This window comes from Anabaena cylindrica UHCC 0172, from assembly GCF_034931625.1.
In the GTDB taxonomy this organism is placed as follows: Bacteria; Cyanobacteriota; Cyanobacteriia; order Cyanobacteriales; family Nostocaceae; genus Anabaena; species Anabaena cylindrica_A.
The window spans coordinates 68,708-80,886 of the sequence record NZ_JAYGGY010000087.1 but is presented as its reverse complement, the minus strand read 5'-3'; the positions used below and the strand labels follow the sequence as shown (position 1 = coordinate 80,886).

Annotated in this window: 12 protein-coding genes; 1 reads left to right on the top strand and 11 read right to left on the bottom strand. The window is 42.2% G+C overall.

Annotated features, from left to right (window positions below; genetic code table 11):
- Positions 1-251: 251 nt before the first annotated feature.
- On the bottom strand, positions 252-839 hold the full coding sequence (locus VB713_RS18775) for a DUF1997 domain-containing protein (protein ID WP_323313028.1): 588 nt from the start codon (positions 837-839) through the stop codon (positions 252-254).
- 116 nt (positions 840-955) lie between these two features.
- Here VB713_RS18775 and pheA point away from each other — a divergent pair, with 116 nt between their 5' ends.
- Entirely contained in the window at positions 956-1,822 is an 867-nt protein-coding gene (gene pheA / locus VB713_RS18770) for a prephenate dehydratase (RefSeq protein ID WP_323313027.1), read from the top strand.
- A gap of 72 nt (positions 1,823-1,894) precedes the next feature.
- Here pheA and VB713_RS18765 read toward each other — a convergent pair whose 3' ends face one another.
- The 10 genes from VB713_RS18765 to VB713_RS18720 all read right to left on the bottom strand — a co-directional run bounded on the left by VB713_RS18765 (position 1,895) and on the right by VB713_RS18720 (position 11,944).
- Positions 1,895-2,542 (bottom strand): LON peptidase substrate-binding domain-containing protein, encoded by a 648-nt coding sequence (locus tag VB713_RS18765; RefSeq protein WP_323313026.1) that lies wholly within the window; start codon positions 2,540-2,542, stop codon positions 1,895-1,897.
- 203 nt (positions 2,543-2,745) lie between these two features.
- Positions 2,746-3,063: a 30S ribosomal protein S10 gene (gene rpsJ / locus VB713_RS18760; protein WP_008232935.1), complete on the bottom strand. Its 318-nt coding sequence runs from the start codon at positions 3,061-3,063 to the stop codon at positions 2,746-2,748.
- A 164-nt stretch (positions 3,064-3,227) separates the two neighbouring features.
- Positions 3,228-4,460: an elongation factor Tu gene (tuf, locus tag VB713_RS18755; RefSeq protein ID WP_323313025.1), complete on the bottom strand. Its 1,233-nt coding sequence runs from the start codon at positions 4,458-4,460 to the stop codon at positions 3,228-3,230.
- 22 nt (positions 4,461-4,482) lie between these two features.
- Positions 4,483-6,561, bottom strand: coding sequence for an elongation factor G (gene fusA / locus VB713_RS18750; RefSeq protein ID WP_323313024.1), 2,079 nt, complete (start codon positions 6,559-6,561; stop codon positions 4,483-4,485).
- Between the two features lie 134 nt (positions 6,562-6,695).
- Positions 6,696-7,166, bottom strand: a complete 471-nt coding sequence (gene rpsG / locus VB713_RS18745) for a 30S ribosomal protein S7 (protein ID WP_015214572.1) — start codon at positions 7,164-7,166, stop codon at positions 6,696-6,698.
- Between the two features lie 361 nt (positions 7,167-7,527).
- Positions 7,528-7,911 carry a 30S ribosomal protein S12 gene (gene rpsL / locus VB713_RS18740; RefSeq protein ID WP_015214573.1) on the bottom strand — a complete coding sequence of 128 codons (384 nt, stop codon included), beginning with the start codon at positions 7,909-7,911 and terminating at the stop codon, positions 7,528-7,530.
- 118 nt (positions 7,912-8,029) lie between these two features.
- On the bottom strand, positions 8,030-8,356 hold the full coding sequence (locus VB713_RS18735) for an iron-sulfur cluster assembly accessory protein (protein WP_323313023.1): 327 nt from the start codon (positions 8,354-8,356) through the stop codon (positions 8,030-8,032).
- Positions 8,357-8,654: 298 nt separating this feature from the next.
- Positions 8,655-9,074, bottom strand: a complete 420-nt coding sequence (locus tag VB713_RS18730) for a phosphomannose isomerase type II C-terminal cupin domain (RefSeq protein WP_323313030.1) — start codon at positions 9,072-9,074, stop codon at positions 8,655-8,657.
- Positions 9,075-9,579: 505 nt separating this feature from the next.
- A complete protein-coding gene (locus VB713_RS18725) occupies positions 9,580-11,538 on the bottom strand; it encodes a phosphodiester glycosidase family protein (RefSeq protein WP_323313022.1) in 1,959 nt (652 codons plus the stop codon).
- A gap of 157 nt (positions 11,539-11,695) precedes the next feature.
- Positions 11,696-11,944 (bottom strand): hypothetical protein, encoded by a 249-nt coding sequence (locus VB713_RS18720; RefSeq protein WP_323313021.1) that lies wholly within the window; start codon positions 11,942-11,944, stop codon positions 11,696-11,698.
- Between the last annotated feature and the right edge of the window lie 235 nt (positions 11,945-12,179).

Genomic DNA, 12,179 nt, shown 5'->3' with positions numbered 1-12,179 from the left:
AGTAATGAGTAATGAGTAATGAGTAATGAGTAATGAGTAATGAGTAATGAGTAATAGACCTCTTGCATAAATGCCAAAACGAAGGCTGAAAGTATTGTATTTACGTTAGCGAAACCGACTTATGCAAGAGGTCTAGGATATGCAAATGGCTGAAACTGTTCCCTATTCCCTATTCCCTGCACTCACCGATAACTTTTATGGCTTACGCCACGCTATCAGCAAACCCTACTTAGTAATGAGTGAATAGGAAGTTAATCGAAGTTCAGGATTGGTAATTCAGTATTATCACTGCCAATCCTCATTATTTCTGTTTGGGATATTACCCAATTACGATAATCGGCTAGAAGATGGTGTAATAATCTTTGTTTAATTGTTAACAACACACTTTTAAGTAAACCATTACCTGTCGTTTCTAAAATCGGCTTTGGTGTTAGGGAAAATGGTTGGGGAATATCCACCAGTACCTCTAGATCAGCTTTTCCTTGCAGACGAGTCTCACCACTTAGCTGGTAGGGTGATAAATAACCTTTTAAATTCAGGGTAAAGCGCTGGTTAACATACTCAAACCCCAGGATTTCACAACCGAGCGATCGCAAATAAATCGTTCCTTGGGAATCAGCCCAAACTCTCATGTCTACAGTGGGTTGAATACTCAATGACATAAAAGCCAAAGGACGCATTTTTAAGCGAAATACTTCCTCGGAAATCTGTTGAATCCGGGTGTTGTCAGCCAAACTCTTAACAAGACGTTGAGGCTGACGTAAGTAGTGCTGAATAGGGATAGGCTGCTTGGGGACAGAAATTTCGACCGATTGGGAGGCAGTAAACTTGGTAGCCATAAGCAAATTAAAGCATTGTTTTCTAATTTTAATATTTTTTAATAAACTTAATTTGTTTAGAAAAAACTATAACCTTGTTTAATTATCAATCAAATTTGTAACTAAAGGTTAAAAGTATGACTTTAGCGACGATCGCATATTTGGGACCTCCAGGAACTTATTCCGAACAAGCAGCTTTTTTTTATCTCAACTGGCTGCAAAAAAATCAGGGCATTGCCACCAACTTATCTCCTTATTCTACCATTGCCCAATCACTAGAGGCTGTTGCTACCGGAGTATCCCAGTTAGCAGTTGTCCCTGTGGAGAATTCCATTGAAGGGAGTGTGAGTATGACATTAGATCAACTGTGGCAATTGGAAAGTTTAAAAATTCAATTGGCTTTAATCCTGCCGATCTCCCATACTTTAATTTCCTGTGCAACTAGCTTAGAGAGCATTCAAACTGTTTATTCTCATCCCCAAGCCTTAGCGCAATGTCAAAGATGGTTAGCGCAGTGTCTGCCAAATGTAAATTTGGTTCCTACTAACTCCACCACCGAGGCACTAGAGCGAATCAAACAGGAGATCACAACTGCGACAATATCATCTAGTAGAGCAGCACAACTTTACAACCTGCCCATTTTAGCCAGTGGGATCAGCGACTATCCAGAAAACTGTACCCGCTTTTGGGTAGTAAGTCAGGCTCAAAGCGATGCTGATTACCAGACATTCTCTACCAGTCATACTTCCCTAGCTTTCAGCGTACCTGCTAATATACCAGGCGCTCTAGTTAAGGCTTTGCAAGTATTTGCTCAACTAGGTCTTAATCTCAGTCGCATTGAGTCTCGTCCCACGAAACGCTCTTTAGGAGAATACTTATTTTTCATTGATATAGAAGCAAATGCCAATACAGCATCAATGCAAGCTGCTTTGGCTGAATTAAGTAATTATACAGAAATTCTCAAGATTTTTGGCAGTTATAATGTCTTGGCAATTAGCCATTAACACTGAAACTGTATGACTCAAATCAGTCTAAATTCTGTGGGGTGGGCATCTCTGCCCGCCTAAATCTGTTAATTACGAATTATTAAAAGTGTCTTTTAGCACAGAACGAGCTGCTAGATGATTACGAGTAGAAGTCAAAATTTCTGCTTCCCGTTCTAAGCGAACCACAGTATCCTGTATTTCTAGCAATGCTTGCTGCTCTGGAGCTACACCATAAAGGTTACTTGCCACCCAGTAAGATAGCTCTGTTGGTAAATCGGGCAAATCTTCTGGCAATTCAATATCTTTTTCAGTTAACTTGGCTGAAAGACGGACAACATCTGTTAGTAGCTGTTCTACTTCAGTAGCTAAAGGTCGCAAATCCTTAGATGGCGGATGGTCTTCAATCCATTCTACCAAACCGACACGATAGGGCTTTTCACGTACATACTCTAAAACACGAAATCGTTGCTGCCCCAAAGTTAACATTTCCATGCGGTCATCAGGCATTCGTTGGTAATGAATAATTTCCGCGCAGCAGCCGACATTGGCAATTGTACCTTTGACTGGATCGACCATCAAGACTCCAAACCTGCGATCGCTCTCCAAAATCGTGTTCATCATGATTCTGTAGCGAAATTCAAAGATATGTAGAGGTAATGGTCTAGTTGGGAATAGAACCACTTCGGGTAACGGGAACAGAGGTAATTCACGAACTGCAATTTTAGAAGAGGATGTCATTGTTAGTTAAGTATAAATTTCATCTTAAAAAATTTATTTTTCCCTATTTTTCCCGTGCTTTTTTTATATTTTATCATTTGTTTTACAGCTAAATAAAAAGCCCTGAAGAAATTTGTCTCAGGGCTAGGTCAATATTAATACTAATGGAGTCTCTAAGCATTGGTGATTGGTCATTTTTCCTAGTGCTAATGACCAATAACTAATTACAGTTTTACTTCAATATCTACGCCAGATGGTAAATCCAACTTCATCAGCGCATCAATAGTTTTAGAAGAGGGTTGATAAATGTCAATAATGCGACGATGGGTGCGGGTTTCAAAATGTTCGCGGGAATCCTTATCGACGTGAGGCGATCTCAGTACACAATATATCCTACGTTTGGTTGGTAAAGGAATCGGACCTATAGCTGTAGCGTTAGTACGGTTAGCAGTGTCTACAATCTTCTCGCAAGATGTATCTAGTAACCGTCTGTCAAAAGCCTGTAAGCGAATTCTAATCTTCTGCTGCTGTAAAGTTGCCATCTTGAGTTTTCCAGGTTCTGATTGATTACAAGAATTAAATGAATAAAAACTGGGTACTGAGGACTAGATTATTCCCAATAGCCAATCCTTATATAGAAGGAATAGAAAGGAGCAGAGACGAACGTTAGCATCTCTGCTCCAATGTTTACGAAAGCAAGAATGTACTATTTGATGATTTTAGAAACGACACCAGCACCAATAGTGCGACCACCTTCACGAATAGCAAAGCGCATACCTTGCTCAATCGCGATCGGGTTGATTAGTTCTACGCTCATCTTGATGCGATCTCCGGGCATCACCATTTCCACGGTGCCACCGTCATCTGATGTGTAGCTTGTAATCGTTCCAGTTACATCAGTTGTCCGTACATAAAATTGAGGACGATAGCCAGCGAAGAATGGTGTTTTCCGACCACCTTCCTTTTCTGTAAGGACGTAAACTTCACCTTCAAATTGAGTGTGAGGTTTAATTGAACCTGGCTTGGCAATTACCATACCCCGTTCAATATCAGCTTTTTGAATACCACGGAGTAGTACACCTGCGTTATCTCCAGCCATACCTTGATCAAGACTCTTCTTGAACATCTCGATCCCAGTTACGGTGGTGGCGCGAGTGTCTCTAATGCCTACTAATTCAACGTTATCGCCGACTTTGACAATACCGCGTTCAATCCGACCGGTAGCCACAGTACCACGACCTGTAATGGAGAATACGTCTTCCACAGCCATCAGGAAGGGTAGGTCAACAGCCCGCTCAGGAGTGGGGATGTAGGAATCTACAGCATCCATCAGTGCGTAGATTTTATCTACCCAGGGATCTTCTCCACGCTGTACCTTGGGATTCTTGGTCATTACTTCGAGAGCTTTGAGACCAGAGCCTGTAACAATGGGGATGTCATCACCGGGAAAATCATAACTAGATAGCAATTCTCTAACTTCTAGTTCTACCAACTCCATCAATTCCGCGTCGTCTACCATATCTTCTTTATTTAAGAAGACAACTAGACTGGGTACACCTACTTGTTTTGCCAAGAGGATGTGTTCACGAGTTTGGGGCATAGGGCCATCTGCCGCTGAAACCACCAAGATCCCACCATCCATTTGGGCTGCACCAGTGATCATGTTTTTCACATAGTCAGCGTGTCCAGGACAGTCTACGTGAGCATAATGGCGATCGCCAGTTTCATACTCAACGTGAGCGGTATTGATGGTAATACCCCGTGCTTTTTCTTCGGGTGCATTATCAATGTCAGCGTACCCTTTACCTTTATTATTGCTGTCAGCCGCAGCCAAGGTCATGGTAATAGCTGCTGTTAAGGTAGTTTTGCCGTGGTCAACGTGGCCAACAGTACCGATATTAACGTGGGGTTTATTCCTTTCAAACTTTGCGCGTGCCATGAATGCTCGTTTCCTTTTTTAATTAAGCGTTCCCTTTGCTTTTTGCAATGATAGTTTCAGCCACGCTGCGAGGCACCTCTTCATAGTGGCTGAACTCCATTGTAAAGATACCCCGGCCTTGGGTCTTAGACCGAATATCTGTAGCGTAGCCAAACATAGTCGCTAGTGGAACTTTGGATGTCACCTTAGCGAGTCCTTGTTCAGTGCTTTGGCTTTCAATCTGTCCCCGACGGGCGATGAGGTCGCCAATAACGTTGCCGATAAAGTCTTCGGGAACTTCCACTTCAACTTTCATCATAGGCTCTAACAGTACTGGAGAAGCTTTCGATACCGCCTCTTTCATTGCCATTGAGCCGGCAATTTTGAAAGCCATTTCCGAAGAGTCTACATCGTGGTAAGAACCATCTATCAAAGTAGCTTTGACATCAATGAGTGGATATCCAGCGACAACACCGGATTCACAACATTCTTTCATTCCCTGTTCTGCCGGGCTAACGTATTCTTTGGGTACGGTACCACCAACAATCTTGGAGACGAATTCAAAACCTGTGCCTGGTTCTCCTGGCTCTAAATTGATGACAACGTGACCGTACTGTCCTTTACCACCACTTTGACGGATGAATTTCCCTTCAATTTTGTTAACGGCTTTACGAATTGTTTCGCGGTAAGCTACCTGTGGCGCACCCACATTTGCTTCCACTTTAAATTCCCGTAACATCCGGTCTACCAAAATTTCTAGGTGCAGTTCACCCATCCCCGCAATTACGGTTTGGTTGGTTTCTGGATCAACGCGGACACGGAAGGTGGGATCTTCTTCTGAAAGGGATTGCAAGGCCTTGGACAATTTGTCCATGTCATTCTTGGTTTTGGGTTCAACCGCTACCGAGATCACAGGCTCAGGAATGAATAGGGATTCCAGAATGACTGGTGATCCTTCATCGCATAAAGTGTCACCTGTTAAGGTGTCTTTTAATCCTAATGCTGCGCCTAAATCACCTGCCCGCAGTTCTTCCACGTCTTGTCGGTCATCCGCTTTCATCAGCACTAGGCGGGAAATCCGTTCTTTCTTGTCTTTACTGGCGTTGAGGACGTAGCTACCCTTTTTCAACACACCAGAATAAACACGAACGAAGGTAAGGCGACCGTAGGGGTCAGCCATGATTTTGAATGCCAGGGCGGCTAGGGGTTCGTTGTCATCTGCCCGACGCTCGACAGTCTCACCATTGGGTAATAAGCCTTGAATTGGTGGCACTTCTGTTGGTGCAGGTAGGTAATCTACGACTGCATCTAACATCAACTGCACGCCTTTGTTTTTGAAGGCTGAACCGCAAAGTACTGGCACAATAGTTCCCGCAGTTGTGCCTTTACGTAGGGCTAAACGGATTTCTGCTTCTGTCAGTTCTTCGCCCTCGAAGTACTTATTCATCAGAGCATCATCGGTTTCTGATACTGCTTCAACTAGCTTGGTGCGGTATTCGTTCGCTTGTTCTAGCAATTCTGCTGGAATTGCTGCTTCTTCAATATCAGTTCCTTGGTCATTGTTGTATATGTAAGCACACATCCGTACCAAGTCAATGATGCCCTTAAAGTCATTTTCACTACCGATGGGTAGCTGAATGGCGATCGCATTTGCCCGCAAGCGATCGCGCATTTGCTCATGAACTCTATAGAAGTTCGCACCCGTGCGATCCATTTTGTTAATAAAAGCAATCCGAGGCACGCTATAACGGTCTGCTTGCCGCCACACTGTCTCAGATTGTGGTTGGACACCACCGACGGAACAAAAGACGGCGATTACACCATCTAACACGCGCATGGAACGTTCCACTTCAATGGTGAAGTCAACGTGGCCAGGAGTATCGATAATGTTAATTTGATGATCTTTCCAGCTGGTGCTGATAGCAGCGGCAGTAATGGTAATTCCCCGCTCCCGCTCCTGATCCATCCAGTCTGTTACGGCAGTTCCTTCGTGAACTTCACCAATTTTATGAATTATCCCAGAGTAAAATAATATTCTCTCTGTTGTCGTTGTTTTTCCCGCATCTATATGCGCCGCAATACCGATATTGCGTACTTTCTCTAGCGGGTGTGTACGTGCCACAATTACCTCCTATAGTTTTCGCCTCATGATATCTTGTATATTACTCTTTGTTAAGATTCTATACTTTTACGGAAAACCGTCTGTTCGAGAAATTTGAAGATATACCGCTTTGAGGCGATATATCGTTTCTCAAATTAGTAGCGATAATGTGCAAATGCTTTATTCGCTTCAGCCATCCGGTGCGTTTCTTCCCGCTTGCGAATTGAGCTTCCTGTTTCGTTAGCAGCGTCCATTAACTCATTTGCTAGTCTACTGGCCATGGTACGTCCAGGTCTAGACCTAGAGAACTGCACTAACCAACGCAATGCCAGGGTAGTACCCCGATCTGAACGCACTTCCATTGGGACTTGATAAGTCGCTCCACCTACTCGTCGAGCTTTTACTTCCACTAAAGGCGTTGCGTTTCGCACTGCTCTTTCAAATGTTTCCAAAGCACCGGCACCAGTGCGTTCTTCAATAGTTTTTAAGGCATCATACACAATTCTGGCGGCAAGTGATTTCTTGCCATGACGCATGATCCGCCTGATAATCATGCTCACAAGGCGACTGTTGTACACTGAGTCAGACGGAACTGGGCGCCTTTGACTAACACCACGACGAGACATACTTCATCCTTCAATTCGGAATTTGGCAACGAAATTATATGCTATCAGAACATAGGAGCCTAAAAGATGTGTAAGTAGCCTCTCAAAATTTCCTTGAGTTTTAGCTTTAGTCACAACAAGGCTAAACTGATTTTTCCTAACCCTCTACCAGACACACAAGGCGACTACATCATCAACTTTAATATTTACATTAAAGTGCTGCGATCGCATTAAAGTATTCGGCTTTAAAACCCTTACACTTGCTCGCTTAGTGCAAGTTACAGCTTGATTTCTTAAACAAGAACGCACCGCTATATTTTGTGTTTTATGGGGCTTGAGGTGAGACGATTAATCGTTTTTGATGCGATTAATCGCCTAGTTCCTATTTTTTAGCTTCTTTAGGGCGCTTGGTTCCATATTTGGAACGTCCTTGCTTGCGGTCTTTAACTCCGGCTGTATCTAACGTGCCACGAATAATGTGGTATCTCACGCCCGGTAAGTCCTTTACCCGTCCACCACGAATCATCACAACAGAGTGTTCTTGCAAGTTATGACCAATGCCTGGAATGTAAGCTGTGACTTCAAATCCAGATGTTAGTCTGACTCTTGCTACTTTGCGGAGAGCTGAGTTAGGTTTTTTAGGGGTAGTTGTGTATACTCTGGTACAAACGCCTCGGCGTTGAGGGCATTGTTTCAGAGCAGGGGACTTGGTTTTCTGACGCGCTTGTTCGCGTTCTGTGCGTATTAGCTGCTGTATTGTTGGCATGAGTTACAGCGCGTAAAGCTGCTTATGTTCTATTTTAACAAATCCTGATTATAGCGTTTTTTGTGTTTTTATGTCAATTATTATTTTGTTAATTATTCAGTTGTGCATTCCTAATCGCTTACTGAATAATAGAGAAAGAATTACCACAGCTACAGGTAGAGATTGCTAATGGGTTATAGAACCGAAAACCTCCACCCATAAGATCCTCTGAATAATCTAATTTCAAACCTTTGATGTAATTGAGGGTTTGATTGTCTATGATGACTTGGATCATATTCAAGTCGAAAACCTGATCTTCTACCTTGACTATTTCATCAAAAGCAATATCATAAAACAAGCCAGAACAGCCGCCAGTCTTGATTTGTAAGCGAAAAAATATGTTCGGCTGTTGTTTAGATTTTAATCGCTTGATCTCATTAATAGCGGCTAGACTCAATTGAATCATGGAATTTTTATAGCGATCCGCAACTCCATATTCAATATTACAGGAGTATGGCTATAGCTTGCGTGATCAAGTAGGAGTCAGGGGTCAGAAGTCAGAATTAGAAGGAGTACAAACCTTTTGCAGCATTAGTTTCATCATTAATTGATGTCCTCATCACCTTATCGATTAGACAAGAGCGTGACAATTAAATGTACGTTTCTTAGAACCATTGTAGAGACGTTATATGGAACATCTCTACAGCCTTTTCCACTAGATATCTATGGCTATAAATATTCTCCCCATCTTCCCAGTCCCACCTTTATCTTTCACTGCGTGCATAATCATCTTGGTAGCGAATAATATCATCTTCGCCTAAGTATTCACCATTCTGCACTTCAATCAAAATTAAGGGAATCACACCAGGATTCTCTAAACGATGAACGGTGCATTGGGGTACATAGGTTGACTGATTATTACTCAGTAAAATTTCTTTCTCACCACAAACAACCTTAGCTGTACCTGATACAACAATCCAATGTTCGCTGCGGTGGTGGTGCATTTGTAAACTGAGGCGATGTCCAGGTTTAACTTCAATGCGTTTAATCTTATATCCGCGCCCTTCTTCCAAAACTGTGAAAGAACCCCAAGGACGTAATTCACTTGCAGCAATACTTCGAGAATTAAGTGCGGCGCTAAAGGGTAGAGTGTTAGTTGGTGTGGTTTCTGTCAATTGAGCCATAGCTACCTCATTTTGGGACATACAAAGATTTTATTATTCTTAATAATTGATGAGAGAATTGTGGCTGATATTGCCAGTGCGAGAATTAGTAAATTAATTTCACTTTCATAACCATAGCAAAATCAGATGTTATGGCGTAACCCATTTGCAGTGAAAGTCTTGGGTCTACACTAACTCTTCATCAATACAAAACCCAGCTTGTTCGCAGCTTTAAAAATTATTGCAGAATCAGCGTTTGGGGAAAATTAAGATGCAAAATTAAAACCTATTTTTGGTAGTTTGACATTTTTAGCAGAAGTTACGGACAATATCTGGAAAAACGAACCACAGAGGACGCAGAGGACACTGAGAAATAAGAGTTTCAGAGGTTTTTGTGTCAGTCCTATTTAAGTACTTAGGAAAAAATACTTAAGTATTTTTGAACACGAATGAAATCGCTGTATTCTTTGCATTGTTCCCCATTCCCTTTTCCCTGTCCTAAGCAACTATTTAGTTTTGAGTAGGTTTATGGCTGTGGTTGCAGAAAAATACCGATACCGTTATGGACACGGGCTGCTGTATTGGGGGAACGATCTAGTAGTTGTCCTCCTAAGTATAAACTCGTAGAACTACCACCGTCCAAATTGAGGGCATTTACACAGCCCATAACTTGCATTAATTGGGCGTGTTCGGCTAAGGTGGGTCCATATCCGCCCGCGCGAGTATGTACGGCAGTAATGAGTAGATTACCTGTTGTGGTGGTACAAATACCGCTACGAATAGCTTTTTCGGCGATGAAAGCGGCGCTGAATTTTTCGGCTGTGGCATCAAGGACAATTTGCCGATTTTGTAATAATAATGGGCCTGCGCCAATTATGTAGGGGTAACGGCTAAACTCATTGGGAGTAGTGGTGCTGTTAAGACTGACTTTTGTGCCAGTAGGTAATTGAGATGCGTTACTGATAGCAGTGCCGCGCAGAGTTAGTAGATAGCCATTTTGGGGAATAGGGACATTAGTTTCACCAGCTTTACCACCGGATAACTGATTGGTAATTTGGTTATTTTGGACGACTAGAAGAATTTCATTATCAATGATGGGGGTGTAAGTAGCTCCCCATGCTGAGGTGTAACGGGCAATGCCACTCTGTACGTAGCCACTGTTAAGAAAAAGAATTGGCAAAGGCTTGTTATTGGCACTGATTAAAGTTTCATTTAAAGTGAGACGACCAAAGTAAAATTGTCCTGAATCATTCCAAGCGATCGCACCTCGGTTTAAAATTGGCCCCGATATCCATTGATTATCCTGACGAATTGCCCCTAAAGGAAATCTATTATTACGGTTAAAATAACCACCATTAATACCCGCTACGGCTAAATAACGTTGTGCAGTTTGAATCAAGGGGGCAGTACCCGCCAAGATATCAGAACTTGCCCACATAGGTTTTAGCATGATACCAACTTCCCTGGGATTAACTTCTAACCAAACCACAGGAAAGCTTTCTGTACCTACATTGATAAACTTTTGTTGCCAGCGTAATCCCTTAGCCCAGGTGATATCCTTTGCTACTAAAGCATCGGGTCGAATATCAATCACTAAACGATTGGGGTTAGCAACGGTAATAATTCGAGGAGATAATCCAAAGGGAACGCTAAGATGAATATTTGTTTGGTTACTCACCATCTCCACTTTTTGAATTAGTGGTTCAGGAGTCGGTAATTGTTTTAACTGTTCTGGTGGTGTTATCGGTTGGGGTGCATAACGTTGAATTAAGCCGTTATCAGCCTTACTATCTAGGGTAACTATCCACTCTCTATTCGGTGGTGCAGCGGGTTTAGAAGTTGGCGCGTTGGGATCAACAGGTCTTTTTATAGGTTGCCCTTGTGCAACTTTCCACGGTGTTGGACGATCTAAATCAACAACAAGTCTGTCACCCCAAGTTTGTTTACCTTGACGAATATTGTTGACTTGCGCTGGCGGGGTAGAAATCACCAAAATATTACCATTGGCTTGCATTTGCCAGCCCGCTGTTTGAGCAAAACTCGAAATATCTAAATAGCGATATCCTCCCAACAACTTGGCCTGAAGTGCTGGTATACCTGACGAAAACCACTCCACTGGTTGTTGATTAGGATTACTGCTACTTAATAAATCTACCCCCATTAATTGCCTCAACACCCCATCACTAAGATGAGTTGTCACCATACCATCACTTTCCCGTTGCTGTAACCAGGCTCCTTGTACTGTACGACCATTAAGAGAAATTTGATTACCGGATGGTATCACTTGTGATGAAGCAGGTGTTGGCAATTGGGAAATAAAGCTTGGCAAAGATTGAGCATTTGCAGCCGACTCTTGGACTTTAGTCGCACCAGTAGTTAAGCACAGCGCTGTCGCCAGAATTGAGGACACAGAGTAGCGGAAAAACTTGCTATTGCTAATTAGGACAAGGGTATTCATCTGTGCTTGTCCGCAACGATTCGGCATTTTGACTATCCTTCTCTAAGTACTTTTGAACGTTACCACCTTAAGCTGGTATGAGGAAATATTAAAAAAATATGTTTTTGCTTTTCAACAAACATGATATTATGTAGGTTGGATTTTTATATCTTGTAAAAACTGGCAAGCAAATTTCACGCCAAAATTACCAACGCACAATGTTCTTAAGGACACCATCCTTAAATAAGCTATAATAGTAGTCTTGATATTCAAACTCTAGATGAAAAAATTCCCTGCTCACCGATAGCTGCCACTGTTGCAACTTTAAGTGAGGTCTAGTTGATGACAAGACAAATGGCAATAAGTAAGCAGCAAAAATATAGACGACAACAGAAGATATTTTAGGAATTGTCAAATGGGCATATAGTGTAATACGCTGACTTTGGTGCTGCATCAGGATAATTGCGGCTTTCAGGACATTAGACTGTTCAGTTGAAATTTGATTTCAGGTATGCCGAGATAGGTGATATCTGACAGTTATCCTTTATCTGGTCAAAAAAGGATTGAAAAAATACTTAGCCTTACCACATTAAATACAAGTAATGTCAGGGAAACCAGATTATTCGCACAAAGTTAGTTTTTCCAGCAGTGCATAAGCAAATAAAAAAATAACGCGGTGATTTTAACAC

What these genes read in the sequence shown, in the direction of transcription:
- rpsL (WP_015214573.1), bottom strand. Translation starts at nt 7,911, where the DNA reads ATGCCAACAATACAGCAGCTAATACGCACAGAACGCGAACAAGCGCGT.
- rpsJ (WP_008232935.1), bottom strand. Translation starts at nt 3,063, where the DNA reads ATGGCAACTTTACAGCAGCAGAAGATTAGAATTCGCTTACAGGCTTTT.
- VB713_RS18735 (WP_323313023.1), bottom strand. Translation starts at nt 8,356, where the DNA reads ATGATTCAATTGAGTCTAGCCGCTATTAATGAGATCAAGCGATTAAAA.
- VB713_RS18720 (WP_323313021.1), bottom strand. Translation starts at nt 11,944, where the DNA reads ATGCAGCACCAAAGTCAGCGTATTACACTATATGCCCATTTGACAATT.
- VB713_RS18730 (WP_323313030.1), bottom strand. Translation starts at nt 9,074, where the DNA reads ATGGCTCAATTGACAGAAACCACACCAACTAACACTCTACCCTTTAGC.
- VB713_RS18725 (WP_323313022.1), bottom strand. Translation starts at nt 11,538, where the DNA reads ATGCCGAATCGTTGCGGACAAGCACAGATGAATACCCTTGTCCTAATT.
- rpsG (WP_015214572.1), bottom strand. Translation starts at nt 7,166, where the DNA reads ATGTCTCGTCGTGGTGTTAGTCAAAGGCGCCCAGTTCCGTCTGACTCA.
- VB713_RS18765 (WP_323313026.1), bottom strand. Translation starts at nt 2,542, where the DNA reads ATGACATCCTCTTCTAAAATTGCAGTTCGTGAATTACCTCTGTTCCCG.
- tuf (WP_323313025.1), bottom strand. Translation starts at nt 4,460, where the DNA reads ATGGCACGCGCAAAGTTTGAAAGGAATAAACCCCACGTTAATATCGGT.
- VB713_RS18775 (WP_323313028.1), bottom strand. Translation starts at nt 839, where the DNA reads ATGGCTACCAAGTTTACTGCCTCCCAATCGGTCGAAATTTCTGTCCCC.
- pheA (WP_323313027.1), top strand. Translation starts at nt 956, where the DNA reads ATGACTTTAGCGACGATCGCATATTTGGGACCTCCAGGAACTTATTCC.